This window comes from Modestobacter versicolor (genome assembly GCF_041028285.1).
GTDB classification, from domain to species: domain Bacteria; phylum Actinomycetota; class Actinomycetes; order Mycobacteriales; family Geodermatophilaceae; genus Modestobacter; species Modestobacter versicolor_A.
Genome location: NZ_JABGDB010000001.1, coordinates 847376 through 873612 on the forward strand (window position 1 = coordinate 847376; position 26237 = coordinate 873612).

Annotated in this window: 24 protein-coding genes; 15 read left to right on the forward strand and 9 right to left on the reverse strand. The window is 75.8% G+C overall.

What is annotated here, in order from left to right:
- Positions 1-33: 33 nt before the first annotated feature.
- Positions 34-2304, reverse strand: a complete 2271-nt coding sequence (locus HL054_RS04315) for a putative bifunctional diguanylate cyclase/phosphodiesterase (RefSeq protein WP_369137528.1) — start codon at positions 2302-2304, stop codon at positions 34-36.
- A gap of 111 nt (positions 2305-2415) precedes the next feature.
- Between HL054_RS04315 and HL054_RS22315 the strand changes: the two genes are divergently transcribed.
- Positions 2416-2826 carry a YkvA family protein gene (locus HL054_RS22315; RefSeq protein WP_440347914.1) on the forward strand — a complete coding sequence of 137 codons (411 nt, stop codon included), beginning with the start codon at positions 2416-2418 and terminating at the stop codon, positions 2824-2826.
- 59 nt (positions 2827-2885) lie between these two features.
- Here HL054_RS22315 and HL054_RS04325 read toward each other — a convergent pair whose 3' ends face one another.
- A complete protein-coding gene (locus tag HL054_RS04325) occupies positions 2886-3221 on the reverse strand; it encodes a hypothetical protein (RefSeq protein ID WP_369137529.1) in 336 nt (111 codons plus the stop codon).
- Positions 3222-3507: 286 nt separating this feature from the next.
- Between HL054_RS04325 and HL054_RS04330 the strand changes: the two genes are divergently transcribed.
- Together HL054_RS04330 and HL054_RS04335 are read left to right on the forward strand one after the other, a co-directional pair.
- The gene (locus tag HL054_RS04330; RefSeq protein WP_369137530.1) at positions 3508-3765 is read left to right on the forward strand and encodes a DUF2795 domain-containing protein; all 258 of its coding nucleotides are present in this window, start codon (positions 3508-3510) and stop codon (positions 3763-3765) included.
- 44 nt (positions 3766-3809) lie between these two features.
- Positions 3810-4031 carry a hypothetical protein gene (locus HL054_RS04335; RefSeq protein ID WP_369137531.1) on the forward strand — a complete coding sequence of 74 codons (222 nt, stop codon included), beginning with the start codon at positions 3810-3812 and terminating at the stop codon, positions 4029-4031.
- 19 nt (positions 4032-4050) lie between these two features.
- Here HL054_RS04335 and HL054_RS04340 read toward each other — a convergent pair whose 3' ends face one another.
- Positions 4051-5073 carry a LacI family DNA-binding transcriptional regulator gene (locus HL054_RS04340; RefSeq protein WP_369137532.1) on the reverse strand — a complete coding sequence of 341 codons (1023 nt, stop codon included), beginning with the start codon at positions 5071-5073 and terminating at the stop codon, positions 4051-4053.
- A gap of 139 nt (positions 5074-5212) precedes the next feature.
- Here HL054_RS04340 and HL054_RS04345 point away from each other — a divergent pair, with 139 nt between their 5' ends.
- On the forward strand, positions 5213-5635 hold the full coding sequence (locus HL054_RS04345) for a ChaB family protein (protein ID WP_369137533.1): 423 nt from the start codon (positions 5213-5215) through the stop codon (positions 5633-5635).
- An 18-nt stretch (positions 5636-5653) separates the two neighbouring features.
- Positions 5654-6424 carry a potassium channel family protein gene (locus HL054_RS04350; RefSeq protein WP_369137534.1) on the forward strand — a complete coding sequence of 257 codons (771 nt, stop codon included), beginning with the start codon at positions 5654-5656 and terminating at the stop codon, positions 6422-6424.
- Here HL054_RS04350 and HL054_RS04355 read toward each other — a convergent pair.
- Both HL054_RS04355 and HL054_RS04360 read right to left on the reverse strand, forming a co-directional pair.
- Positions 6402-7724: a M24 family metallopeptidase gene (locus tag HL054_RS04355; RefSeq protein ID WP_369137535.1), complete on the reverse strand. Its 1323-nt coding sequence runs from the start codon at positions 7722-7724 to the stop codon at positions 6402-6404. The two genes, HL054_RS04350 and HL054_RS04355, sit on opposite strands and share 23 nt — an antisense overlap.
- 56 nt (positions 7725-7780) lie before the next feature.
- Complete coding sequence (locus tag HL054_RS04360) at positions 7781-8953, reverse strand: GGDEF domain-containing protein (protein ID WP_369137536.1); 1173 nt, start codon at positions 8951-8953, stop codon at positions 7781-7783.
- A 170-nt stretch (positions 8954-9123) separates the two neighbouring features.
- On the opposite strand from HL054_RS04360, the gene HL054_RS04365 reads away from it, so the two are divergent.
- Positions 9124-9312 carry a hypothetical protein gene (locus HL054_RS04365; protein ID WP_369137537.1) on the forward strand — a complete coding sequence of 63 codons (189 nt, stop codon included), beginning with the start codon at positions 9124-9126 and terminating at the stop codon, positions 9310-9312.
- A gap of 90 nt (positions 9313-9402) precedes the next feature.
- Positions 9403-10098 carry an NADPH-dependent F420 reductase gene (npdG, locus tag HL054_RS04370; RefSeq protein WP_369137538.1) on the forward strand — a complete coding sequence of 232 codons (696 nt, stop codon included), beginning with the start codon at positions 9403-9405 and terminating at the stop codon, positions 10096-10098.
- Between the two features lie 123 nt (positions 10099-10221).
- On the opposite strand, the gene panB is transcribed toward npdG, so the two are convergent.
- Complete coding sequence (gene panB / locus HL054_RS04375) at positions 10222-11052, reverse strand: 3-methyl-2-oxobutanoate hydroxymethyltransferase (protein WP_369137539.1); 831 nt, start codon at positions 11050-11052, stop codon at positions 10222-10224.
- A complete protein-coding gene (locus tag HL054_RS04380) occupies positions 11049-12881 on the reverse strand; it encodes an NAD+ synthase (protein ID WP_369137540.1) in 1833 nt (610 codons plus the stop codon). Before HL054_RS04380 ends, panB begins: the two co-directional genes overlap by 4 nt.
- A 135-nt stretch (positions 12882-13016) precedes the next feature.
- On the opposite strand from HL054_RS04380, the gene HL054_RS04385 reads away from it, so the two are divergent.
- The 7 genes from HL054_RS04385 to HL054_RS04415 all read left to right on the forward strand — a co-directional run bounded on the left by HL054_RS04385 (position 13017) and on the right by HL054_RS04415 (position 22029).
- Positions 13017-14228: a L,D-transpeptidase gene (locus HL054_RS04385; protein ID WP_369137541.1), complete on the forward strand. Its 1212-nt coding sequence runs from the start codon at positions 13017-13019 to the stop codon at positions 14226-14228.
- Positions 14229-14337: 109 nt separating this feature from the next.
- Positions 14338-15678 carry a glutamine synthetase family protein gene (locus tag HL054_RS04390; RefSeq protein ID WP_369137542.1) on the forward strand — a complete coding sequence of 447 codons (1341 nt, stop codon included), beginning with the start codon at positions 14338-14340 and terminating at the stop codon, positions 15676-15678.
- 86 nt (positions 15679-15764) lie between these two features.
- Positions 15765-16511 carry a type 1 glutamine amidotransferase gene (locus HL054_RS04395; protein WP_369137543.1) on the forward strand — a complete coding sequence of 249 codons (747 nt, stop codon included), beginning with the start codon at positions 15765-15767 and terminating at the stop codon, positions 16509-16511.
- 2 nt (positions 16512-16513) lie between these two features.
- Positions 16514-19627 carry a bifunctional [glutamine synthetase] adenylyltransferase/[glutamine synthetase]-adenylyl-L-tyrosine phosphorylase gene (locus HL054_RS04400; RefSeq protein ID WP_369137544.1) on the forward strand — a complete coding sequence of 1038 codons (3114 nt, stop codon included), beginning with the start codon at positions 16514-16516 and terminating at the stop codon, positions 19625-19627.
- A gap of 3 nt (positions 19628-19630) precedes the next feature.
- Positions 19631-20251 (forward strand): FMN-binding negative transcriptional regulator, encoded by a 621-nt coding sequence (locus HL054_RS04405; RefSeq protein ID WP_369137546.1) that lies wholly within the window; start codon positions 19631-19633, stop codon positions 20249-20251.
- Positions 20248-20643: a CDGSH iron-sulfur domain-containing protein gene (locus HL054_RS04410; protein WP_369137548.1), complete on the forward strand. Its 396-nt coding sequence runs from the start codon at positions 20248-20250 to the stop codon at positions 20641-20643. Before HL054_RS04405 ends, HL054_RS04410 begins: the two co-directional genes overlap by 4 nt.
- 108 nt (positions 20644-20751) lie before the next feature.
- Entirely contained in the window at positions 20752-22029 is a 1278-nt protein-coding gene (locus tag HL054_RS04415) for a hypothetical protein (protein ID WP_369137549.1), read from the forward strand.
- Positions 22030-22078: 49 nt separating this feature from the next.
- On the opposite strand, the gene HL054_RS04420 is transcribed toward HL054_RS04415, so the two are convergent.
- Positions 22079-23092, reverse strand: a complete 1014-nt coding sequence (locus HL054_RS04420) for an iron-containing redox enzyme family protein (RefSeq protein WP_369137551.1) — start codon at positions 23090-23092, stop codon at positions 22079-22081.
- A gap of 113 nt (positions 23093-23205) precedes the next feature.
- Complete coding sequence (locus HL054_RS04425) at positions 23206-24765, reverse strand: methyl-accepting chemotaxis protein (RefSeq protein ID WP_369137553.1); 1560 nt, start codon at positions 24763-24765, stop codon at positions 23206-23208.
- Positions 24766-24991: 226 nt separating this feature from the next.
- On the opposite strand from HL054_RS04425, the gene HL054_RS04430 reads away from it, so the two are divergent.
- Positions 24992-26149, forward strand: a complete 1158-nt coding sequence (locus tag HL054_RS04430) for an MFS transporter (RefSeq protein ID WP_369137554.1) — start codon at positions 24992-24994, stop codon at positions 26147-26149.
- Positions 26150-26237 lie beyond the last annotated feature (88 nt).

The following is a 26237-nucleotide window of genomic DNA, read 5'->3' on the forward strand; positions in this document are numbered from 1 at the left end:
CTGACCTCCTGCTGCCCTGACCGCTTGCTGCCGTCAGGCCAGCAGCGCCGGACGGGCCCGCGCCGCCAGCCACGCCTCCAGCTCGGTGGCCGGCAGCGGCCGGGAGTGCAGGTAGCCCTGGCTCTCGTCGCAGCCCAGCAGCCGGAGGTCGGCCAGCGTGGCGGGGTCCTCCACGCCCTCGGCCACCACCCGCAGCCCCAGCTGGTGGGCCAGGCCGATGGTGCTGGCGACGATGGCGGCGGCCCGGGCGTCGGTGAGCAGGTCGGCCGTGAAGGAGCGGTCCAGCTTGAGCTCCGCGACCGGCAGCTGCCGCAGGTAGGTCAGCGAGGCGTAGCCGGTGCCGAAGTCGTCGATGCTCACGGTGGTGCCCATCGCGGCCAGCGCCCCGACGACGGCGAGGCTCCGCTCGGGGTCGCTGAGCAGCACGCTCTCGGTCACCTCCAGCACGATGGCCGACGGCGGCACCCCGTGACCGGCGAGCAGGTCGGCGACCCGCTGCGGCAGCCCGGTGTCGAGCAGGTTGCTGGCCGACAGGTTCACCGACACCCGCAGGTGGTGGCCGGTGCGGCGCCAGGCGGCGGCCTGGGCGACCGCCTGGCAGAGGACGGTGTCGGTGAGCTGGCCCATCAGCCCGTGCACCTCGGCCAGGGCGAGGAACTCGGCGGGGCCCAGCAGGCCCCGGGTCGGGTGCGCCCAGCGGACCAGCGCCTCGACCCCGACGGTCCGGCCGGTGGCGACGTCGACCTGCGGCTGGTGGTGCAGCACGAACTGCCCGGTGAGCATCCCGTGCCGCATCTCCTCGACCAGTGCGAGGTGGCCGCTGCTGTCGACGTGCCGGGTGCTGTCGTAGACCGTCACCTCGGCACCGGTGCGCTTGGCGTCGTACATGGCGGCGTCTGCCTGCCGGAGCAGCACGGCGCGCGTGGCGGTGCCCGGTCCCTCGGCGGCCCCGTCGCTGCAGGTCAGCCCGATGCTCACCGTCACGTGCAGGCTCAGCCCGCCGACGTCGAAGGGCTCGGCGAGCCGGTCGCGCAGCAGCCGGCCCAGCAGCTCGGCGCGCTCGGCCGGGGACTGCCCGCCGGGGACGCGGGCGACCACGGCGAACTCGTCCCCGCCGAGCCGGCCCAGCACGTCGCTCGGCGCCAGCGCGGGCTCCAGCCGGGCGGCGACGAGCCGGAGCAGCTCGTCGCCGGCGGAGTGACCGAGGCCGTCGTTGACCTCCTTGAACTTGTCCAGGTCCAGCAGGGCGAGGACGACGGGCAGCCGCTCCTGGCACAGCTCCTCCACCCGGCGCAGCACGGCCCTGCGGTTGGCCAGCCCGGTCAGCTCGTCGGTCAGCGCCTCGCGGCGGCTCACCGCCAGCTGGGCCAGTTCCCGGACGTTGACCAGCAACCGCACGCTGGACCCGGTCGCTGCCACCGCGGCGCACCAGACGGGGAAGCCGCCGGACCCGGTGAGCGCGCTGCCCACCAGGAGCGCGGTCGAGGCGGCGATGACGACGAACGCGCCGACCGTGGAGGCCGTGGGGTCCGCCGGCTGGGGGCTGGACGGCGCCGGGTCGAGCAGCGCGGCCAGGCCCAGGCAGCACGCCCCGAGCACGCCGGCCACCACTGCCCAGCCGCCGGGCTCACCGCCGGCCGCCGTCGTCGCCACCGACCCGGAGAGCTGGAGGGAGAAGGCGGCGAACACCAGCCAGGTCCGCGGGTCCCGCCACATGGCGCCGAGGAAGACCATCGACAGGGCGGTGCCGGCGATGACGAACAGCACGGCGTCCTGGGCCAGCAGGGGCTGCAGCCGCCACCACGGGAGGTCGGCGAGGCGGCCGCCGGTGTGGGTCACGACCGCGCCGAGCACGGCGACGACGGCGAGGACGGCGGCCGACCCGTTCAGCACGTCGTTGGGGTCGGCGAGGCTGGTGCTGTAGCGGTTCCACCGGACCAGCCCGCCGTAGGCGAAGGGGAACGCGACGACCGGCGCCCACAGCAGCGGTGCGGCCACGACGGCGTCCGGCACCGGGAGGGCGAGCAGCACCGCGCCGAGCAGCACGGCGGCGGTCGTCAGCAGTCCGGCGACGGCCAGCCGCGACCAGAGCGACCGCTCGGTGGGCACGGTCCGCGCCCGCCAGACGAGGACGCCGGCCAGGCTGCCGTGGACCAGGGCCGCCGCTGAGAGTGCCGCCGCGGGGGAGGAGGGCACCGTCCAGCCAGCGGCGCCGCCCGGCGCTGCGAGCAGGGCGACGGGCGGGAGGGCGAGGGCCCACCGTGGCGCCCCGGGGAGGAACCGCGGCCGCGGCAGTACGGGCATGCAGCAGTCATCGAACGGCGGGCCGCCGCGCTGGAGCGCCCCGCGCCCGGCTCACCCCTTCGAGCGCCTGGGGCAGCCCGGCCGGAGAGGCGCCCGGGGCAGGATGTCCCGGTGGACCTCCGCCGCTGGCTGACCCTCGCCGGCATCGGCGTCGCCCTGGTCCTGCTCAGCTGGGCGGTGCTGGTGCTGCTCGCCCGCCGGCTCCCACCCGGCACCGCCCGGGAGCTGGCCCGGTTCCTGCCCGCCTGCGCGACCACGGTCCGCCGCCTGCGCCGCCACCCCGACGTCCCGCGGCGCGCCCGGCTCGCCCTGCTCGTGGCCCTGCTCTGGGTGCTGTCGCCGATCGACCTGATCCCGGAGTTCCTGCCGGTGATCGGTCCGCTGGACGACGTCGTGGTGGTGGCGCTGGCGCTGCGCTACGCGGCCCGCCAGGTGCCCCGGGAGGTGGTGCTCGAGGCGTGGCCGGGCGACCGGCGGCTGGTCGAGCGGCTGCTCGGTGAGCTTCGGACCACCGGCAGCTGAGCCGGCCGGCGCGGCGACGCGGCCGGGCGCTCCCCGGGTCGGGAGCGCCCGACCGAGGCTCAGCGGGGCTGCGCGGGGTTGGTCGGGTCGCCGTGCGACGGCGGGTTGACCGGCGGGCCGGACGTGGCCTCGGAGACCGCGGAGCCGCCCGCGGCCGCCGGGGCGTGCTCGGGCTGGGCGGCCGCCGGGTCGCCGCCCGAGGGCTGGGCCCCGGCCTTGAGGTCGTCCAGCCGGTGGGTCATCGCCGACACGACCTGCACCCGGTTCGCGTGCGCCTGCTCGTAGCCGAGCAGCGTCTCGAGGTCGTCGGCGTCCAGGGTGCGGATGCGCGAGGTCAGGCTGCCCACGGGCAGGTGGTCGTAGTCGGGCAGCGGGAGGTCGTCGCGGTCGGACATCCCAGCTCCTTCCGGTCGCGGGAACGGGTCCCCGAACCGCTACCCGGCGGGCCCGTGCCGACACCCGGGGTGTGAGCCCGGTGGTACCGGGTAGCGGTCGGGCGGACGACGCAGGGTCCAGCAACGGCCCTGGTTCGCACGCACCGCAGGAGCGCTCGTCCGACGGACGTCACCCCGGCACCCGGCGAGGATCGGGCTCGCCGGGGGCCGGTCGTCGAGGCGTTGCCCCGCCCGCCCCAGCCGACCTCCGGCCGCGCCGCGGCCGATCGAGAGAAGGAGCATCCCCATGACCGACCCGCACCAGCCAGGCACCCCGCAGGGCATGGACCCGGCCGACGTCGAGCGGCGGGCAGCGCTCGCTGAGGCGCTGGGCAAGGAGGTGTGGCCGGCCGACCGGGACACCCTGGTGGCGAAGGCCGAGGAGGCCGCCGCACCGGACGCCGTGCTGGGCCAGCTGCGCCGGCTGCCGGCCGGCACCGAGTTCACCAACGTGCAGGACGTCGCCGCCGCCCTGGGTCTGGGCACGGAGCAGCAGCGCTTCTGAGGCGTCGCCTCGGGGAGACGGGGTAGGGGGAGTCCATGCCCGACATGAAGGAACCGACCCCCGAGGCGCTCGCCAACGTCACCGAGCACAACGTGGAGACCCGCTCCCACCTGCTGCCCGAGGAGGTCTCCGCCGGGCCCAGCGCCGACCCGGAGACCCAGGCCGCAGTCATCCTCGCCGAGTCCGAGGAGCGCACCGTGCACGCCGACCCGGACGACGCCCAGGGCGGGCACCGGCAGTCCGCGGAGACCGCCGACCTGCCCTGAGCCCCGACTGCCCCGAGCCTCAGCGCGCCCGCGGCGGTGCGGTGCTCTCCCGGACGACGAGGTGGGTGGCCAGCTCCAGCCGCGGGGTCTCGAGCTGCTCGCCGCGCACCAGGCGCAGCACCGTGCGGGCGGCCAGCGCCCCCATCTCCGCCAGCGGCTGCACCACGGTCGTCAGCGGCGGGGAGGCCCAGCGGGCCCCCGGCAGGTCGTCGAAGCCGACCACGCTGACGTCCTCGGGCACCCGCAGCCCGCGCCGGCGGACCGCCTCGTAGACCCCGTAGGCCATCTGGTCGTTGGCCGCCACGACGGCGGTCGGCGGCTCCGGGTGGTCCAGCAGCTGCACGCCGGCGCGGAAGCCGGACTCGTGGTTGAAGTCGCCGACCACCACCAGCCCCGGGTCGACGGTGAGACCGGCCGCGTCGGCGGCGGCCCGGTGGCCGTCCAGCCGGGCCCGGCTGCACAGCAGCGTCGGGATGCCGGCGATGACGCCGATCCGCCGGTGGCCCAGCCCGATCAGGTGCTCGGTGGCGCTCAGCCCGCCGGCCCAGTTGGTCGCCCCGATCGTCGGGACGTCGAGCGCGGGCACCCCGGCCGGGTCGACGACGACCGCGGGCACGTGCAACCGCTGCAGCTCGGCGTGCAGGGCCGGGTCGACGTCGCTGGTCACCAGGATCGCGCCGTCGCTGGCCCGGGCGGCCAGGTTGTCCAGCCAGGAGCGGGTGTCGCTGGCCCGGCGGTGGATCGCGGTCACCACGGTGCCGACGCCCTCGGCGTGGGCGGCGTGCTCGACCCCGCGGATGATCTCGACGGCCCAGGGGCTGTCCAGGTCGTTGAAGACCAGGTCGACCAGCCGGGCGGCGGTGGTGGGGCGGACCCCGCGGCGGCGGTAGCCGTGGTCGCGGAGCAGCTGCTCGATGCGCTCCCGGGTGTGCGGCGCGACGTCGGAACGCCCGTTGAGCACGCGCGAGACGGTCGGCACGGAGACGCCGGCCTCCGCGGCGATGGTGGCGATCGTGACCCCGCGGGTCCGGCTCTCCGGCACTGGCCCTCCTCGTCCGACCGCCCAGCCTAGGGGGCGGCCCGGCGGGCCGCCCGGTCCGCGGCCGCCGGGCGCCCCGGCGTGGCAGGACTGAGGCCACCGGCGGGGGGTACCCCGGCGGGTCCACCGAGGAGGGACGGCCATGCCGAAGACGACGAAGAAGGGCGACGCGGTGCCGGAGGAGCTCCCCAGCACCCTGCAGCGCTCCGACGAGAAGGCGCAGCGGACCTTCGCCAAGGCGCACGACTCCGCCGCGGGGTCCTACGGCGACGAGCAGCGGGCGAACCAGGTGGCCTGGGCCGCGGTGAAGCACACCCACGAGAAGGTCGGCGACCACTGGGAGCCCAAGGACGCCGCCGGCCCGAGCGACCCGCAGGCCGAGGGCGGCGCCGGCACCGACCGGGAGACCAAGGGCGGGGTGGACGCCAACGCCAGCAAGGAGCACCTGATGGAGCTCGCCCGGCGGCTCGACGTGCCCGGCCGGTCGTCGATGACCAAGGCCGAGCTGGTGGACGCGGTGCAGAAGGCGAACGACCGGGAGACCGCCGCCGCGCGCAAGCGGTGACCAGGCGAGACTGACCGGGTGAGCAAGGACGACCTCCGCCGCCGGTACGAGGAGGTCAGCCAGTGGCCGCTGATCACGCTGGCGGTGCTGTTCGTGGCCGCCTACGCGTGGGGGGTGCTGCGGCCCGACCTGCCGGGGTGGCTGCTGAGCACCCTGCGCGTGGTCACCGTGGTCACCTGGCCGGTGTTCCTCGCCGACTACGTGCTGCGGCTGGCGCTCGCCGAGCAGCGCTGGCACTTCGTCCGGCGGAACTGGGTCGACGGGCTCGCCGTGCTGCTGCCGCTGCTGCGGCCGCTGCGCGTGCTCAGCCTGGTCCGGGTCGCCCGGGTGCTCGACCGGCGGCTGACGTCCACGCTGCACGGCCGGGTGGCCGCCTACGTCACCGCCATCGCCTCGCTGGTCGTCTTCATGGCCTCGCTGGCGGCCTTCGACGCCGAGCGGTCCGCTCCCGGCGCCTCGATCACCAGCTACGGCGACGCCGTGTGGTGGGCGATCACCACGATCACCACGGTCGGCTACGGCGACGCCTACCCGGTGACGCCGGAGGGCCGGCTGGTCGCGGTGCTGCTGATGATCAGCGGCATCGCGCTGCTGGGGGTGGTCACCGCCGCCGTCGCGTCCTGGTTCGTCGGCCGCGTCGCGGAGGCCGCCCAGGCCCAGGACGATGCCGACGACGCCGAGCTGCGCAGCGAGGTCCGCGCGCTGGCCGCCGAGGTGCGGGCGCTGCGCGCCGAGCTCGCCGGGCAGTACGCCGACGGCGGGGAGGTCAGGAGGACGGGATCAGGATGAGCTCGGTCTGCCGGCCGTCGAGGTACTCCACCCCGTCGCCGGTCAGCGCGATGCCCTGCTCCAGCGCCATCCGCACCAGCTGGCCGCCCCACTCGGCCACCGGCACCCGCACGCACAGCTCCAGCGCCCAGACGGTGTCGGTGCGCACCAGCGCGGAGCCGGCCCCGGGGACGCCGTGCTGCTGGTCCCACATGCCGATCGCCGGGCCGGCCCCGTGCCCGTGCACGCCCACCGGGTGGGAGTAGACGTCGCCGTCGATGCCCTCGGCGGCCGCCGCGGCGCGGGCCGCGGCCAGCACCTCGTCGCCGGTGCGGCCGGGCTGCAGGGCCGCCGTCGTCAGGTCCTGCATCCGGTTGCCGACCGCCAGCGCGGCCACCAGCCCGGCCGGCGGCCCGGTCTCGCCCGGACGCAGCACGTAGCCGTTGCGCTGGGTGTCGGTCATCAGCCCCAGGGTCGACAGGCCGACGTCGCAGTGCACCAGGTCACCGGCCTCGATCACCGCGTCCCACGGCACGCTCGGGACGGCGGTGCCGCGCTCCTCGGCGAGCGGTGAGCCGGCGCGCTGCAGGCCGACGGTCGGCTGGAACCAGCCGGCCACGCCGAGGTCGGCGAACCGCTGCCGGATCCACCAGGCGACGTCGGCCGCGGTGGTCCGGCCGACGGTGATGACCGCGGGGGAGTAGGCCTCGTCGATGACCTGGTGGACGAGCCGGTTCATCGCGTGCATCGCCGCGATCTCCTCGGGCAGCCGGGTCTCCAGCCAGCCGACGGCCACCTGCTCGGCCGACACCAGCTTCTCCGCGTGCGGCCCGAGCGCGGCCACCAGCAGGCCGTGCTCGGTGTGCGAGAGGCCGTCGGCGTGCGCGAAGGTCGCCGACACGTCGATCCCGATGGTGCGCGGGTCGGCCTGGTCGACGAACCGGCGGACCGCCGCCCACTGCGACTCCTCGTTGGTCCGGCCGGGCTGCCCGTCGGCGTCCCAGGCGGGGAGGAACTGGCCGACCGGGTAGCGGGAGACGGCCACCGCGGTGACGCCGTCGTCGCTGCGGTGGAACAGCAGGATCGTGCGCCGCCGGGCCGACAGCCAGGTCGCCGGCAGCAGGGTCGGCAGCACCGGGTCCTCGTTGTACTCGCGCCCGACGACCACCCACAGGTCGATCCCGGCCGCGTCCATCAGCCCCGGCAGCACGTCCAGCAGCCGCTGGGTGAGCCAGCGGTCGCGCACGTCGGCCTGCTCGCGCAACGGCAGCGGCACGGTGCGGGTGGGGTCCGGGACGGTGCGGTCGGCGGTGGCGGTCATGCAGGCAGGAAAGCAGACGGTGGCCCCGGGCACCGCTCGGGGCGGGTCCGTGCAGGTCAGGCCATGCCCCCGGCCCCCTGCGGGGCCACGTCACCGGCCTCCCGGGGGAGCGGTACGGCGGGGGGCCCGGCGACCGCGACGCGGTCCCGGCCGTGCTCCTTGGCCTGGTACATCGCCCCGTCGGCGCGGTCGACCAGCTGCCACAGCGCGTCGGTGGTGTCCTCCCCGTCGCCGGGGCGGGTCAGCGCCACCCCGATCGAGACGGTGACCGCCCGCTGCAGCCCCGCCCCGCTGACCGCCACCGCCGTCCGCAGGCGTTCGGCCAGGTGCCGGGCTTCGCTCGGGTCGGCCACCAGGCCGAGCACGACCAGCTCCTCGCCGCCGGTGCGGGCCAGCACGTCGGCCGGCCGGACCGTGGCGCGCAGGGCCCGGGCGACCTCGCACAGGACCGCGTCACCGGCGGCGTGGCCGAAGGCGTCGTTGAGGCGCTTGAAGTGGTCGACGTCGAGCACCAGCGCGGCCACCCGCTGCCCGTCCCGGCGGGCCTGCCGCCAGATGCGCGGGCCCTGCTCGACCAGCGACCGCCGGTTGGCCAGGCCGGTGAGCGGGTCGGTGGAGGACAGCGTGAGGGTGTGCGCCAGCAGCCGCTGCACCCGCCGCCGCAGCACGAAGACGCCCAGCGTGACCAGGTCCAGCACCGCCGCGTTCACCACCACCTGGACGACCAGGCCGGCGGTGTCGGGGTGGCTGCGGCCCAGTGCCAGGGCGCAGGCGACGACCACGAGCACCATCTGCAGGGCCACCATCCGGGGCCCGAGGAACCAGGCGGCGGCGGCGCAGCAGAACAGCAGCATCAGCGGCGAGGCGTAGAGCAGCGGGTCGACCGTCGAGGCGGCGACCACGACGTAGACGCCGTCGCCCACGACGACCAGCGCGGCGGTCGCCGCCGGGCCGACCCGGCGCAGCACCACGAGCACGGCGGCGGACAGCAGCAGCACGCCCATCGTCGCCGCGTACAGCGCCCGGGTGGGCCCGGGCCGCAGCACCCCGTCGATGAACAGGTTCATCGACCCGAGCGCCGCCCCGGTGCCCAGCAGGGCGGCCAGGCAGGCGGCGGTGACCCGGGTGTCCGTCCCGTCGGGGAGCAACCCCGGGACGTCGGCCGAGCACGGCTCGCGGACGGCGGAGGACCGGCGACGTCGGGCGCCCGGCCCCCGCAGACCCCACATGGGCAGCAGGATGCACCACCGGCGGCCCGGGCAGAACCCGTTCGGCCCTGCCCGTTCTCGGAACTCCCCGGTCGCGGCCGGCGACGGTGGGGGAGCGCTGACCTGGGCGTGGGTGCGAGGGTTGGCGCTGGGACGCACACGCGGACGCACACGCTGAGAGGAGCACGACGATGAGCGAGGGCCCCTGGTTCTTCTGCCTCAAGCACCACACCGTCGAGACGCGGGACGGGTGCGCCGAGCGGCACCGCCTCGGCCCCTTCGCCACCCGGGCCGAGGCCGAGCACGCGCTGGAGAAGGTGGCCGAGCGCAACGAGGCCGCGGACGCCGCCGACCGCGCCTGGCAGGAGGGCGACCGCTGAGCGGCCCGGTCGGCCGGGACGCGCCGGCCGGGGCATGATCCTCGGCAGGTGGCGCGCCCAGCGGGGCGGCCCGCGGGGACTGGAGGGGTCGTGACGGACGGACGTGCGGTGGAGGACCTCGTGGTCGGGGTGCTCGGGGGCACCGGGCCGCAGGGCCGCGGGCTGGCGGTGCGGCTGGCCGCCGCCGGGCAGCGGGTGCTGCTCGGGTCCCGCGACGCGCAGCGCGCCGAGGAGGTCGCGGCCGAGGTCGCCACCCGGGCCGGTGCGGCCGCCGGCGGGGTCGAGGTGTCGGTGCGCGGCGGGTCCAACGTCGACGTCGCCGGGGCGGCCGACCTGGTCGTCGTCGCCGTCCCCTACGCCGGTCACGCCGACACCCTCGCCGAGCTGGCCACCCCGCTCGCCGGCAAGGTCGTCGTCGACTGCGTCGTGCCGATGGGCTGGGACGAGCTGGGCGCCTACGTGCTCGACGTCCCGGAGGGCAGCGTCTGCCAGCAGGCCGCGGTGCTGCTGCCGGACAGCTCCGTCGTCGGGGCGTTCCACCACCTGTCCGCCGTGACGCTGGAGGACCTCTCCCAGCCCACCCTGGACGGCGACGTGATGGTCGTCGGCGACACCCGGGAGGCCACCGACGTGGTGCAGGCGCTGGCCGGGCGGCTGCCGGGCATGCGCGGGGTCTACGCCGGCCGGCTGCGCAACGCCCGCCAGGTGGAGGCGCTGACCATCAACCTGGTCTCGGTCAACCGCCGCTACAAGGCCCACGCCGGCGTCCGCATCACCGACGTGTAACGGGGTTGCGGCCGGAGGCCGCTGTCCGATCCGATCGCGGGGCCGGAGGCTCCCGATCCGATCGGACCCAACGGCTCCACGGCGGCCGGGACGGCTCCTGGCCGCGTTGACGTCCGGAGGACGTCAGTCGAAGGAGTGCTCGGGGCCGGGGAAGGTGCCCTCGCGGACGTCGGCGGCGTACTCCTGGGCGGCGCGGAGCAGCTCGCTGCGCAGGTCGGCGTACTTCTTCACGAACTTCGGCACCCGGCCGGCGGTCATCCCGGCCATGTCCGGCCAGACCAGCACCTGGGCATCGCAGTCCGGGCCGGCGCCGATGCCGACGGTGGGGATCGTCAGCTCCTTGGTGACCTGGCCGGCGATCTCCGCGGGCACCATCTCCAGCACGACGGCGAAGGCGCCGGCGTCCTCGACGGCGTGCGCGTCGGCGAGCAGCTGCTCGGCGCCGGCGCCGCGGCCCTGCACCCGGAAGCCGCCGAGGGCGTGCTCGCTCTGCGGGGTGAAGCCGATGTGCGCCATGACCGGGATGCCGGAGGAGACCAGCAGCTCGATCTGCGGCGCCACCCGGACGCCCCCCTCGAGCTTGACCGCCTGCGCCCCGCCCTCCTTCATCAGCCGGACGGCGGTGTCGAAGGCCTGCTGCGGGCCGGACTCGTAGCTGCCGAAGGGCAGGTCGGCGACGATCAGCGAGCGCTTCGTCGACCGGGTGACCGCCTTGGTCAGCAGCAGCATGTCCTCGACGGTCACCGGCACCGTGGAGGTGTGGCCGAGCACGACGTTGCCCGCCGAGTCGCCGACCAGCATCACCGGGGTGCCGGCCTCCTCGAACACCTGGGCGGCGTAGGTGTCGTAGGCGGTGAGCATCGCCCACCGCTCGCCGCGGGCCTTGGCCTGCAGCAGGTGGTGCACGCGCACCCGGGCGGTCGACGTGCCGCCGTAGAGGGGGGACTCGCTCACTGTGCCGCTCCTTCGCGGACGCTGGGCAGGCTCTCCCGCCAGCGGTTGGTGACCGGCAGCCGCCGGTCTCGGCCGAACGCCTTGAGGGAGATCTTGGTGCCCGGGGCCGACTGGCGGCGCTTGAACTCGGCGACGTCCACCAGCCGGAGGACCCGGGCGACGACCTCCGGGTCGTGCCCGCGCTCGAGCAGCTCGGCCATCCCGAGGTCGCGGTCCACGTAGTCGGTGATGACCGCGTCGAGCTCCTCGTAGGAGGGCAGCGAGTCGCTGTCCTGCTGGCCGGGGGCGAGCTCGGCCGACGGCGGCTTGTCGATGGAGTCCTGCGGGATCGGCTCCACCTCGCCGCGCTCCCGGGCGTGCGCGTTGCGCCAGCGGGCCAGGTCCCAGACGAGGGTCTTGAGCACGTCCTTGATCGGCGCGAAGCCACCGGCGGCGTCGCCGTAGAGCGTCGAGTAGCCCACGGCCACCTCGCTCTTGTTGCTGGTGGCCAGCAGCAGGTGGCCGTGCTGGTTGGACAGCCCCATGAGCAGCGTGCCGCGCACCCGGGCCTGGAGGTTCTCCGCGGCGACGCCGGACAGCTCCACCGCCTGCTCGTACGCCTTGACCATCGGGGCGATCGGGACGACCGAGTAGTGCATGCCGAGGCGCTGCGCGGAGTCCGCGGCGTCGGAGAGCGAGTGCTCGCTGGACCACTTCGACGGCAGCCCCACGCCGACCACCCGGTCCGGGCCGAGGGCGTCGACGGCGAGCGCGGCGACCAGCGCCGAGTCGATGCCGCCGGACATGCCGAGCACCACCGACGGCATGCCGTTCTTGTCGATGAAGTCGCGCAGCCCCAGCACCAGCGCCCGCCAGACCTCCTCGCAGTCGCCGAGCGGCTCGGCGACGGTGCCCGGCCGGGGCTCGTAGCCGGCGACGGGCGCGTCGGAGACGACGTGCCGGGTGACGGTCATCGGGCCGATCCGGCCCGCCCGGCGCTCCGGCACGGCCGCGGGGTCGAGGGCCAGGTCGACGGTGAGCAGGTGCTCGACGAACTGCGGGGCGCGGGCGAGCAGCCCGCCGTCCGCGCCGACGACCAGCGAGTCGCCGTCGAAGACCAGCTCGTCCTGCCCGCCGACCTGGTTGCAGTAGACGACCGGGGCGTGCGCCTCCGCGGCGCGGCGCTGCACCAGCGGCAGCCGGCTGTCGTCCTTGGCGCGCTCGTAGGGCGACGCGTTCGGCGACACCACCAGGTCGACCCCGGCCTGGCCGGCGACCCCGCACGGGCCGCCCTCCACCCAGAGGTCCTCGCAGATGGTCAGCGCGACGTCGACGCCGTGCAGCCGCACCACCGGCAGCTCGGTGCCGGGCACGAAGTACCGCGCCTCGTCGAAGACGCCGTAGTTGGGCAGGTGCCGCTTGTAGTAGCGGGCCACCACCACGCCGCCGTGCAGCAGGGCGGCGGCGTTGCGCGGGGCGCCGCGGCGCGGGTTGGCGTCGCCCGGGACGTCGTCGGCGTCCGTCGGCACCCGGTCGACCGGCGCCGGACCGCTGCCCTCGGTGTGCGCCAGGTACCCGACGACGACGGCGGTGTCGCCGAGGCCCTCGGCGGCCAGCCGGGCGGCCAGGTCGACCAGCGCGTGCTCGCTGGCCCGGGCGAAGGACTCGCGCAGCACAAGGTCCTCGGGCGGGTAGCCGGTGAGCGTCATCTCGGGGAAGACGACCAGGTGGGCGGCGTCGTCGGCGGCCCGCCGGGTCCAGCCGACGACGAGGTCCGCGTTGCCCGCCAGGTCGCCCACCCGGGTGTCGACCTGGGCGAGCGCGACGCGCAGCTGTACCGGTGCAGTCACAGGTCACAGTCTGGTCGCCGACCGCCTCCGATGACCATCGGGGGCTCCCGCGGCCGCCATGGGGGATGTCACACTCCCCGTCCCTCCCGCCGATACGGGGGTTGTCGTTCCTCCTCCCAGTTCGGGGTCCCCGCCATGACCGGCTCCCGGTCCGCCCGCACCACCGCCGCGCTGGCGGCCCTGCTCGTCCTGGCGCTGCCGGCCTGCTCCGCCGCCGAGGCCGGCACCGGCGTCACGCGCGCCGCTGCGCCCAGCACCCCGGCCGAGCAGCCGGCGCCGGTCGAGCCCGCGGTGATCAGCACCGACCCGCCGCTGGACTCCGTGGACGTCGCCCCGGTGACCCCGCTGCACGTCAACGCCGGCCACGGCACGCTCACCGCGGTGACCGTCACCGACCAGGACGGCGTGCCCCTCCCCGGCGCGCTGGACGCCGGGTCGGCGACCTGGACCGCCTCGGCCGAGCTCGCCTACGGCGCCACGTACTCGGTCGCGGCGACCGCGGTCGCCGCCGACGGCAGCCCGACGCAGGTCGGCGGCACCATCGCCACCGTGCGCCCCCGCACGCTCACCCTGGCCTCGGTCTTCCCCAGCGCCGACACCGGCACGGTCGGCGTCGGCCAGCCGATCTCGGTCACCTTCGACGAGGACGTCACCGACCGGGCCGCCGTCGAGCGCCGGCTGCACGTCACCACCACCCCGCCGGTCGCCGGCGCCTGGTCGTGGCTGTCCGACCGCACCGTGCACTACCGCCCGGAGCAGTACTGGCCGGCGCACACCCACGTCGCGGTGGACGTCGACGTGTACGGCGTGGACGTCGGTGCCGGGGTCCGCGGCCAGCGCAGCGAGCACGTGGAGTTCGACGTCGGCGCGAAGAAGGTCGCCGTGGTCGACGCCACCGAGCGGGTGCTGCGACTGTTCGTCGACGACCAGCTGGTCAAGGAGATGCCGACCTCGCTGGGCAAGAGCGCCAGCCCCACGCCCACCGGCACCTACGTCGTCATGCAGCAGTCCCGCGACTACACGATGCGCTCGGCGAGCTACGGCGTCCCGCTGGACGCCCCCGGCGGCTACGAGACCCCGGTCGAGTACGCGTCGCGGCTGTCCAACTCGGGGATCTTCGTGCACGCCGCCCCCTGGTCGGTGGGCGACCAGGGACGGCGCAACGTCTCCCACGGCTGCCTGAACGTCTCCACCGCGAACGCCGGCTGGTTCTACGACAACTTCGGCCGCGGCGACGTGGTCGAGGTGGCCAACGCCGGGCCCCGGCTCGAGGTCTGGGACGGCTTCGGCGACTGGAACACCGACTGGGCCTCGTGGCAGGCCGGCTCGGCGCTGGCCGCCGGCTGACCGACCCGGGCGACACACCCCGGGGGGCCTGGTGCGGCGGGGCACCCCGAGGAGGCAGGCTGGGGGTGCCGTAACACCCCCGACACGCCCGGAGACGACGATGCCCAGCATGGACCGTCAGCAGGAGTTCGTCCTGCGCACCCTGGAGGAGCGCGACATCCGCTTCGTGCGGCTGTGGTTCACCGACGTCTCGGGCTACCTGAAGGCGGTCGCGGTCGCCCCGGCCGAGATCGAGGCGGCCTTCGCCGAGGGCATCGGCTTCGACGGCTCGGCGATCGAGGGCTTCGCCCGGGTCTACGAGTCCGACATGCTGGCGAAGCCCGACCCGGGCACCTTCCAGGTGATGCCGGCGACGAAGGGCCAGCCCAGCGACACGGCGCGGATGTTCTGCGACATCACGCTGCCCGACGGCTCGCCGGCCTGGGCCGACCCGCGGCACGTGCTGCGCCGGACGCTGGCCAAGGCCGCCGACATGGGCTTCACCTTCTACACCCACCCCGAGGTCGAGTTCTTCCTGCTCAAGGACCTGCCCGCCGACGGCAGCCCGCCCGAGCCCGCGGACGTCGGCGGCTACTTCGACCTGTCCACGCACAACGTGGCGCACGACTTCCGGCGGGAGGCGGTCTTCGCGCTGGAGGCCATGGGCATCTCGGTGGAGTTCAGCCACCACGAGGTCGCGCCCGGCCAGCAGGAGATCGACCTGCGCTACGCCGACGCGCTGTCGATGGCCGACAACATCATGACGCTGCGGCACGTCGTCCGGGAGGTCGCGCTGGCCCAGGGGGTGCACGCCACCTTCATGCCCAAGCCGTTCACCGAGCTGGCCGGTTCGGCGATGCACACCCACCTGTCGCTGTTCGAGGGCGACCGCAACGCCTTCCACGACGCGTCGGACCCGATGCGGCTGTCCACCACGGCCAAGCAGTTCATCGCCGGCCTGCTGGTGCACGCCCGGGAGATGACCGCGGTCACCAACCAGACGGTCAACTCCTACCGGCGGCTGCTGGCCGGCACCGAGGCCCCGACCGCGGCGACCTGGGGCCGGGCCAACCGGTCGGCGCTGGTGCGGCTGCCCTCCTACAAGCCGAACAAGGGCAACTCGGCGCGGGTCGAGGTGCGCTCGCCGGACTCGGCGTGCAACCCGTACCTGACCTTCGCGGTGCTGCTGGCCGCCGGGCTGCGGGGGATCGAGAAGGGCTACGAGCTCCCGCCCGAGGCCGAGGACGACGTCTGGTCGCTCACCGACACCGAGCGGCGGGCCGCCGGCTACCAGGACCTGCCGGTCTCCCTCGGCGAGGCGCTGACGGCGATGGAGAGCAGCGAGCTGGTCGCCGAGACCCTGGGCGAGCACGTGTTCGACTTCTTCCTGCGCAACAAGCGCGAGGAGTTCGGCACCTACCGCCAGCAGGTCACCCCCTTCGAGCTGCGCCGCTACCTCCCCGGCCTGTAACGGCGAAGATGGCCATCTCCGCCCTTCCCGGAGGGGCGGAGATGGCCATCTCTGCGGGAGGGGTCCGGGGAACTAGCCTCTGCTGCGTGACCCGCCTGCTCGTCGTCGTGCCGTCCGACACCGATCCGCCGACCCGGCTCGGGCAGTGGCTGCGCGACGCCGGGCTGGAGCTCGACGAGCGGCGGCTGTCCGCCGGCGACCCGCTGCCGGAGGACCTCACCGGGCACCACGGGGTGCTGGTGCTCGGCGGCCCGCAGTCCTCGCTGGACGACGACACGGTCTCCCCGGAGCTCGTCGGCGTCCGGCACCTGCTGGGCCAGGCGGTCGCCGCCGACGTGCCGACGCTGGCGATCTGCCTCGGCGCGCAGCTGCTGGCCCAGGTCGGCGGGGGCAGCACCCGGGCGGGGGAGGACGGCCCCGAGGTGGGGGCGACGCTGGTGGCCAAGCGCGACGCCGCCGACGCCGACCCGCTGTTCGGGCCGCTGCCGCTGTCGCCCGACGTCCTGCAGTGGCACCACGACGAGGTCGACCGGCTGCCGCCGGGGGCGACGCTGCTGGCGAGCAACCCCCGCTACCCGCACCAGGCCTTCCGGGTGGGTCGGCAGGTGTACGGCCTGCAGTTCCACATCGAGCCCGACGAGGCGCTGATCCGGCGGTGGGCGGAGAGCGACCCGGTCGGCGTCGGGGCCAGCGGCACGGACGTCGACACGATCTGCGCACGGGCGGCCGCCGTCCAGCCCGACCTCGCCGAGGTGTGGGCGCCGTTCGCCGCCCGGTTCGCCGACCTGGTCCGCGCGCGGGCGCGCAGCGGGCAGCCGGCGTCCGGGGCCTGACGGTGGCGCTCGCCCCCACCGGCCCGGCTGCCGACGACGAGCTCCCGCGCCGGGCGGTCGTCCGGCTGGTCCGGTTCGGCTTCCAGGACGGCGCCCGCGCCGCCCGGCTGCTGAGCGACCCGACCCTGGGCCTGTGGGACCTGGAGCGCAACGAGCCGGCCGACCCCGAGGCCGCCCCGGTGGTCTCCGCGCTGGCCCGGGCCGGCGACCCGGACCTGGCGCTGCGCTCGCTGACCCGGCTGGTCGAGGCGCTGGACGCCGCCGACCCCGACGGGGAGCTGGCCGCGGGGCTGCTCGCCCGGCTGCGCGGCTCGGCGACCGTGCGGTCGCGGCTGCTGGCGGTGCTGGGCGCCTCGTCCGGGCTCGCCGACCACCTCGCCGCCCAGCCGGCCGACTGGGTCGTGCTGGACACCGAGGACCGCACCGCCCGCCCCTCGCCGCAGGAGCTCGAGGAGCAGATGCTCTTCGCGGTCGGCGCGGACCCCGGTGACCCGCCGTGGGGCGTGCGGCTGGGCACCGCGGCGCCGGACGCCTCCGCCGGCCGGGTCCGCGACCTCAAGCACGCCTACCTGCGCGCCGTGCTCTCGCTGGCCGGCCGGGACCTCGGCGACGGGCTGCCCGCCGACGAGGTCGCCGCCGAGCTGGCCGACATCGCCGGCGCGGTGCTCACCGCCGGGCTGGCGCTGGCCGTCGCCGAGCAGCCGGCCGACGCCGTGCCGTGCCGGCTGGCGGTCATCGCGCTGGGCAAGACCGGCGGGCGCGAGCTGAACTACGTCAGCGACGTCGACGTCGTCTTCGTCGCCGAGCCCGTCGACGCCGACGGCGACGACTCGGCGGCCCTGGGCAGCGCGACCCGGGTGGCCGGCGCGCTGATGCGGATCTGCCAGCAGGCGGCCTGGGAGGTCGACGCGGCGCTGCGGCCGGAGGGCAAGGCCGGCGTGCTGGTGCGCACCGTCGCCGGCATGCGCGCCTACTACGACCAGTGGGCGAGCACCTGGGAGTTCCAGGCGCTGCTGAAGATGCGCCCGGTGGCCGGCGACCCGGCGCTCGGGCGGGAGTACGTCGAGGCGCTGTGGCCGCTGGTGTGGCGGGCCGGCGACCGGCCCGGCTTCGTCGCCGAGATCCAGGCGATGCGCCGCCGGGTGGAGGCCAACATCCCCGCCGCGCAGGCCGACCGGGAGCTCAAGCTGGGCCGCGGCGGGCTGCGCGACGTGGAGTTCAGCGTCCAGCTGCTGCAGCTGGTGCACGGCCGCGCCGACGTCTCGCTGCGGGTCGGCGGCACCATCCCGGCGCTCACCGTGCTCGGGGCGAGCGGCTACATCAGCCGGGACGACGCCAACACCCTGGTCGCCTCCTACCGCTTCCTGCGCACCGTCGAGCACCGGCTGCAGCTGCTCCGGCTGCGGCGGACGCACCTGCTGCCGGTCGACGACGACCAGCTGCGCTGGCTGGCCCGCTCGCTGGGCTACAAGCCCGACTCCCGCGGCGACTCCGTGGTCGTGCTCAAGGCCGAGCTGGCGCTGCACACCCGGGTGGTGCGCCGGCTGCACGAGAAGCTGTTCTACGCACCGCTGCTGTCCTCGGTGGCACGGGTGCCCGGTGAGCAGCTGGCGCTGGGCCCCAAGGCGGCCGGGGCGTGGCTGCGGGCGCTGGGCTTCGCCGACCCGGAGGGCGCGCTGCGGCACATGACGGCGCTGACCGGCGGGCTGAGCCGGTCCGCCTCCATGCAGCGCTACCTGCTGCCGGTGCTGCTGCAGACCTTCGCCTCCTGCGCCGACCCCGACGCCGGCCTGCTGGCCTACCGCCGGGTCAGCGAGGCGCTGGGCAACGACCAGTGGTTCCTCCGGCTGCTGCGCGACGAGGGACAGGCCGCCGAGCGGCTCGCGGTGCTGCTGGGCTCCAGCCAGTACGTCGCCGGGCTGCTCACCCGCACGCCCGAGGCGATGCGGATCCTCGCCGATGACGCGCAGCTCGAGCCGCGCACCGCCGAGGCGCTCACCTCGGCGTGGCGGCAGGCCGTCGCCCGGGCCGGGGACGCCACGGCCGGCGTGCAGGTGCTGCGGTCGCTGCGCCGGCAGGAGCTGCTCCGGATCGCCTGCGCCGACCTGCTCGGCCGGCTCGACGTGCTGCAGGTGGGCCAGGCGCTGCACGCCGTCGCCGTCGCCACCCTCCGCGCCGGGCTCGACGCGGCGGTGCGCAGCTGGGCGGCCGACACCGGCAACGACGCCGCCGACGTGCCGGTGGACCTCGCGGTGATCGGGATGGGGCGCCTCGGCGGCGCCGAGCTCGGCTACGGCTCGGACGCCGACGTGCTGTTCGTCCACCGGGTGCGGCCGGGCGCGGACGAGTCCAAGGCCGCCTCGGTCGCCAACGCGGTCGCGCACGCGCTGCGCCGGCTGCTCGGTGCCCCCGCGCCGGACCCCGCCTTCGAGGTGGACGCCGACCTGCGCCCGGAGGGGCGGCAGGGGGCGCTGTCCCGCAGCCTCTCCGCCTTCGCCGAGTACTACCAGCGCTGGGTGTCCACCTGGGAGGTGCAGGCGCTGCTGCGGGCCGAGCCGGTCGCCGGCGACGAGGACCTGGGCCGCGAGTTCGTCGCGCTCGTCGACCCGCTGCGCTACCCGGGCGCCGGGCTGAGCTCGGAGCAGGTCGCCGAGATCCGCCGGATCAAGGCCCGGGTGGACAAGGAGCGGCTGCCCCGCGGCGCGGACCCCGCGACCCACACGAAGCTGGGCCGCGGCGGGCTGGCCGACGTCGAGTGGACCGTGCAGCTGCTGCAGCTCGAGCACGCCGCCGGCCACCCCGGGCTGCGGGTGACCTCGACGGTGGCCGCGCTGCACGCCCTGCGCCGGGCCGGCCTGCTGGACGACGGGCAGGCCGACGCGCTGCTGGCCGCCTGGGAGCTGGCCAGCCGGGCGCGCAACGCGGTGTTCCTGGTCCGCGGCCGCCCCGGCGACCAGCTGCCCCGGCAGGGCCTGGAGCTGCACGGCGTCGCCCGGGCCTGCGGTTACGGCGCCGACGTCGACCCCGGGCAGTTCCTCGACGACTACCGGCGCGTCACCCGGCACGCCCGTTCGGTCGTCGAGCACGTCTTCTACGGTCGCGACGAGGAGGGCTGAGCCGTGTACGTCCCCGCGCACTTCGCCGCCCCGGACGACGCCGTCGCGCAGCTGCTGGCCGCGCCCGGCGCCGTCGAGCTGGTCAGCAGCACGGCGGCCGGCCTCACCGCGACGACGATGCCGGTGCTGCACGACCCGGTGGCGGGCACGCTGACCGGCCACCTCGCGCGGAACAACCCGCAGTGGCAGGACACCCAGGGCGACGTCCTGGTGATCGTCCGCGGCCCGGACGCCTACGTGTCGCCGTCCTGGTACGCCACCAAGGCCGAGCACGGCCGGGTGGTGCCCACCTGGGACTACGTCGTGGCGCACGTGCACGGTGCGCTGGTGGTGCACGAGGACCCCGACTGGCTGGCCGCGCACGTGACCCGGCTGACCGCGGCGCACGAGGGCCACCGCGCCGAGCCCTGGGCGGTGACCGACGCGCCGGCCCGGTTCGTCGCCGGGCAGCTGCGCGCGATCGTCGGGGTGGAGGTGCGGATCAGCCGGGTCGAGGCGAAGTGGAAGCTGTCGCAGAACCGCCCGGCGGCCGACGTCGACGGTGTGGTCGCCGGGCTGCGGGCCGACGGGGAGCACGCCACCGCGGCGGCCGTGCAGGCCGTCCGGCCGGGGGAGCGCGGTTGAGCGCGGGCGTCACCGGGCACCGGGACCCGGTGCCCGACACCACCCCGGCCCAGCTCCCGGCCGCCGACGACGTGACCGACGAGACGGTGCGCGACCTGCCGCCGGCCGGCGAGCCGACCGCCACCATCACCCCCTACCGCGACGGCCCGCTGATCGTCCGCGGCGACTTCACCCTGCTCGACACCGAGGGCAACGAGATCGACCCCGGCCGCCGCACCGTGGCGCTGTGCCGCTGCGGGAAGTCGGGCATCAAGCCGTTCTGCGACGGCACCCACAAGCGCTCGGGCTTCCACGCCCCCAGCGCCCCCTCGCGGCCCCGCCCGGCCGCCCAGCTGTTCGGCGACGCCGCCCGCGACGACATCCGCGACGACACCCGCGACGACCGGGCCTGACCCGGCTGGCCGGGCGCGGGTCACCGGTCGTTCGCCGTCCGGACACCTGCTGCTGGCCGGGCGACCGCAGGGTGGTCGGGACCCCGTCCCCACCACCCGAGGTGATCCGTGCCCCGTCGTCCGCTCCGTCCCCTGACCGCCGTGCTCTCGCTGGGCGCGCTCGCCGTGGTCGCCACCGCCGGCCCGGCCGCCGCCCGGCCGCCGGCGCCCGTCCTCCAGCCGCTGGCGACGTTCGCGGTCGACGGCGAGGTGGCCGAGATCCTCAGCGCGACGCCGGACGGGAAGACAGTCGTCTACACCGACTCCGAGCTCGGCCGCATCGGCCTGGTCGACCTCCGCACCCCGTCGGCCCCGCGCCAGGTGGGCACCGTGGACGTCGGCGGCTCCCCGACGTCGGTCGCGGTCACCGACTCGGGCAGGTACGCGCTCGTCGCCGTCGACACCACCACCGACCTGACGGCGCCCTCGGGCCACCTGGCCGTCGTCGACCTCGCCGGGCGGGTCGTGGTGCGCACCCTCGACCTCGGCGGGCAGCCCGACTCGATCGACATCGGCCCCAGCGGGGCGTTCGCGGCGATCGCCGTGGAGGACCAGCGCGACGAGGAGCTCGTCGTCGACGGCGTCCCGGGCGGGCTGCCGCAGCTGCCCGCCGGCTTCCTGTCGGTGGTCGACCTGCGCGACGCCGTGCCGGCCTGGACCGCGGACCGGGTCGAGCTCACCGGGCTGCCGGGCGCCGCCTTCGCAGCGGACCCCGAGCCCGAGTTCGTCGACGTCAACCGGGCCGACGTCGCGGCCGTGACGCTGCAGGAGAACAACGCCGTCGCCCTGGTCGACCTGGCCCGCCGCCAGGTGGTGGGCTCGTTCTCGGCCGGCACGGTCACCCGCACCGACGCCGACACCGCCGACGACGGCGCCACCGCGTTCGACGACCCGCTGGTCGCCCCCCGCGAGCCGGACGCCGTGCAGTGGACGCGCGACGGCAACCTGGTCACCGCCGACGAGGGCGACCTCGCGGCCGAGCCCAGCGGCGGACGCGGCTGGACGGTGTTCCGCACCGACGGCAGCGTGCTGTGGTCCAGCGGTGGGTCCGCCGAGCAGGCCCTCGCCGCCGCGGGGCGGTACCCGGACGGCCGCAGCGACGACAAGGGCGCGGAGTTCGAGGGTGCCGAGGTCGCCCGGTCCAAGGGCGCCGACCTCGCGTTCATCGGCTCCGAGCGGGGTGACGCGGTGCTGGTCTACGACCTCGGCCGGGAGTCCGCCCCGCAGCTGCTGCAGGTGCTGGCGGTCGGCGACGCCCCCGAGGGCCTGCTCGCCCTGGAGAACCGGAAGCTGTTCCTGACCAGCAACGAGGACGACGGCACCCTGTCGGTCTTCGGTCTCCGCTGACGGCCACGCGCCCCGCCCACCCGGCCGAGCCGGGTGGGCGGGGTCTCGCTCAGGCGGCGAGCGCGGGCTGGGAGCGCAGGGCCGACCGGCCAGCCTCCCAGGCGCCGAGCAGGTGCACGGCGGTCAGCCCGTCCATCACCAGCGAGCACTGGGCGCCGAACAGCACGTCGGCGGCCAGCGCCGGGTCCTCGGCGACCAGCGAGCCGCACATGTCCACGGCCGCGATCTGCTCGTGCACGGCGTCGGCCTCCACGTGCTCGTCGTAGAAGACGGTCGTGCTCTCGTCGAAGCCCAGCCGGCGCAGCCCCGCGGAGTAGCGGCGGCTGGGCTCCGACGAGGTCATCTCCACCGCGGCCAGGTGCCCGAGGCAGGCCCCGCGCAGGGCACGGTGCAGGCCGAACAGCGACATGGTGTTGACCGAGCTGAACGCGACCGCGGGGGCGTCGTCCCACAGGGCGCCGTAGCCGGTGTCCAGGCCGAGGTCGCGCATCATGCCGGCGAACAGCTGGCTGTGCATGCGCTCGGCGGAGCCGCCGCCGTACTCGTCGGCCTGGATCTCCACCATGGCGGCCTTCGCCCGGCCGGACAGCCGCGGGATGGCGAACGTGTGCGGGTCGCCCTCCTTGAGGTGGTAGACCGACCGCAGCGCGAGGTACTCGCGCCACTGCCCGACGGTGCCCTGCCGGGCCAGGTACCGGGACAGCGACGGGCCGTCGTCGGCGGCGATCACCGCGGCCAGCTGCTGGTCGACCGGCTCGTCGGTGACCGGCCACGTGCCGGCCAGCTCGCGGAGCGCGGCCAGGTGCCGTTCCTCGAGCCGGGCCCGCAGCCGCAGGAGCTCGGGGTCCCACTCCCAGGTGTCGCCGACGCCGTCGAAGCCGCGGTAGTGCAGCTCGTAGCAGATCGCCAGGGACAGCTGGAGGTCGTCGTCGGTGAGCGGGTCGGCGACGGCGGCGAGCAGCTCGTCGGCCGCGGCCGTGGTGGCCGGGCTGATCGCGCGTCCGTCGAGCAGGTCGGTGCGCAGTCCGGCGCTGAGGGGGCCCCGTGGCTTGGGAAGCTGCATGGTCGCGATCATGCCCAGCTGCGCGCCGTCCGGAACCTCCTCGGCCCGGTGACCTGTTGCGCACAGCAGGACGGCCCGCCACCCGGTGGGTGGCGGGCCGTCAGGGTCCCTCGTCAGGGGCGGCGCTCGAAGGCCGAGGCCATCCTGGCCTGCTCCTCCAGCACCTCGCCGATCCGGGCCTGGACGACGTCGAGCTGGCCGATGATCTCCCCGGTGGTGTGGATGCCCGAGGCGACCGCCTTGCTGCTGGCCTGGATGCCGGCGATCTGGTTCGACACCCGCTGGGTGGCGTTGGCGGTCTCCCGGGCCAGGTCCTTGACCTCGCTGGCCACCACCGCGAAGCCCTTGCCCAGCTCACCGGCGCGGGCGGCCTCGATGGTGGCGTTGAGCGCGAGCAGGTTGGTCTGGTCGGCGATGCCGGAGATGATCCGGATGACCTCGCCGACGGCGGCGGAGGCCTCGTCGAGCGCCTCGACCTCGCTGGTCATCGTCGACGCCTGGCTGACCGCGCTCTCCGCGACCCGACCGGCGTCGCCGGCGGCCTCGCGCAGCCGGGCGACGGTGTCCAGCAGCTCCAGGGCGTTCTCGGCCGACTCCTCGGTGCGGCGCAGCACGTCGAGCCGCTGGGAGACCAGCTGCTGCACGTTGCGCAGCGCCGAGGCGCGGGACTCCGACAGCTCGATGGTCTGGGTGACGAAGAAGTCCATCGTGCCGACGACCCGGCCGCCGACGATGAGCGGGAAGCAGACGCCGGACTTCACGCCCGCGCGCTGGGCGGCAGGTGCCCGCACGCAGTCGGTCATCTCGCCGATGTCCCGGACGAAGAACAGGTCGCGGTTGCGCCAGGCCCGTCCGGAGACGCCGACGCCCTCGGCGAAGCTGGCGTTCAGCGTCACCTTGCGGAACTCGTCGCCGGCCGAGCCGGACTCCTGCTGGAAGCGCAGCACGTTCGCCTGCTCGTCCAGGGCCCAGTACGACCCGTATACCCAGCCGAAGGCCTCCCGCACGGTGTCCAGCGCGATCCGCAGCGCCGACTGCTGGTCGCTGGCGGCACCCAGCTCGGCGACCACGGTGGTGACGGCGACCCGGTCGTCGAGGTTCTCCTGCAGCGCCGTGCGGGCCAGCGCGGCCCGGCGGGCGTGGCTGAGCAGCCGGCCGAGGGAGTCCCACTTGCCCTTGCGGGCGCCGACGAAGGGCAGCTCGCCGGCGGAGTAGTACTCGTAGAGCGCGGCGACCTTGCCGTCCTCGACCATCGGCAGCAGGCAGCCGCCGGTCGCCCCCGCGGACAGCGCACCGCCCCAGCGCAGGCAGGCCCGGGGGTCGGACGAGGCGTCGAGCACCAGCGTCTTGCGGGTGCGGACGGCCTCCCCGCCGAAGCCGTCGCTGGGGGTGATCCGGGCGACGTGCCCGCTGGACCCGGAGGTGATGGCGGCGGCCAGCGGGCCGAACTCGGCGCGGCGGTGGAAGGCGCCGTCCTCGGCGGGGAGCCACACCGCGCCGTAGCCGATGCCCAGCTCGCCGACCAGCACCTCGGTGATCAGGCCGTGACCCTGCTCGTCGCTGAGGATGCCGCGGTCGAGCCGGTCGATGACGGCCTCGACCGCCTCGACGTCCCGGGGCATCTGATCGGTGGGCGTCGCGTTCGACGCCGGGCTGGCTGTGCGCCGCCTCATGCCTGTCCTCCATCGCCGGGACCCTGCTCACCGGGCGGGACGTCCCCTCCGGTGCCGGGGCCGCCGTCCCCGGCCGCCCTGGTCCCTGCTTGTCATCGGCAGTGGGCGGGCCGAGTTGACCTGTGCGATCGGGTCGTGTGCAACCTTTCCCCGGGGCGTCGTCCGGGGCGCACCGCCGTGGTCCGGGACGGCGCGCGAGTGTCCCCGGGTCCGTAGGGTCGCCCCGGTGACGTGGCGGCGGGCTGTCTTCGCGCTGTTCGCGGTGGCCGCCGGAACGAACGTGCCGACCCCGTTGCTGCTGGTCTACCAGGAACGGCTGGACCTCTCCGCCGAGGCGCTGACCGCGCTCTTCGGCTGCTACGCCGCGGGCCTGGTGCCGGCGCTGCTGCTGGCCGGCCCGCTGTCGGACCGGCTCGGCCGGCGCCGGGTGGCGCTGCCCGGGATGCTGCTGGCGGTCCTCGCGTCGCTGGCCTTCGCGCTGGCCGGCGGGTCGGTCGGGCTGCTGTTCACCGCCCGCTTCCTGCAGGGGGTGGTCAGCGGGATCGTGTTCAGCGTCGGCAGCGCCTGGGTCGGCGAGCTGTCGCTGGCCTCCGGTGAGGGGGCGGGGGGACGGCGGGCGGCCTTCGCCATGACGGCGGGCTTCTCGCTGGGGCCGCTGGTCAGCGGGTTCCTCGGCGAGTACGCCCCGGCGCCGACCGTGCTGCCCTACCTGCTGCACGCCGTGCTGGGCGTCGCCGGCCTGGCGCTGGCCACCCGGCTGCCGGAGACCGTCGACGTGCGCCCGGCCGGCAGTCCCGACGGCGCCGTCCCGGTGGCGGTGCCGCTGGTCCGGCCCGGGGACGGCGCGACCGTGCTGACCGTGCTGGCCCCGGTGGCCGTCTGCGTCTACGCCTTCCCGACCGCGGTGGTCTCGGCGGTGCCGCTGCTGGTCGACCTGCCCGGCCCGGCGGTCGCGGTCACCGGGGTGGTCGCCGGCGCCACGCTGGGCGCCGGGACGCTGGTCGCCGGGCTGCAGCGCCGGCTGGGCCCGTGGACCGCGGTGCTGGGCGCCGCCCTCGGCGCGGCCGGCTTCGCCGCGGCCACCGCGTTCGCGGTGACCGAGGCGCTGCCGTGGCTGGTGGCGGCCTCGCCGCTGCTGGGCGCCGGCGGCGGCCTCTGCCTGGCCGCCGGGTTGACGCTGAGCGCGCGGCTCGCGGCGCCGTCCCGCCGCGGCGCGCTGGCCTCCCTGTTCCTGGCCTGCGCCTACCTCGGCTTCGCCGCGCCCTTCCTGATCGCCACCGCGGCCGCGGCGACGTCGGCCGCCGTGCCGCTCACCGTGGCCGGGGTGCTCAGCGGCCTGCTGGCCCTCCGGCTCGTCCCCGCCGTCCGGCGCAGCCAGCTGTGACACGCGACGGCGCCCCCTCCCCGAGGGGAGGAGGCGCCGTCGGTGGCCCCCTCGCAGGGACCCGCCGTGAGCTCGCGAGTGGTGGGGG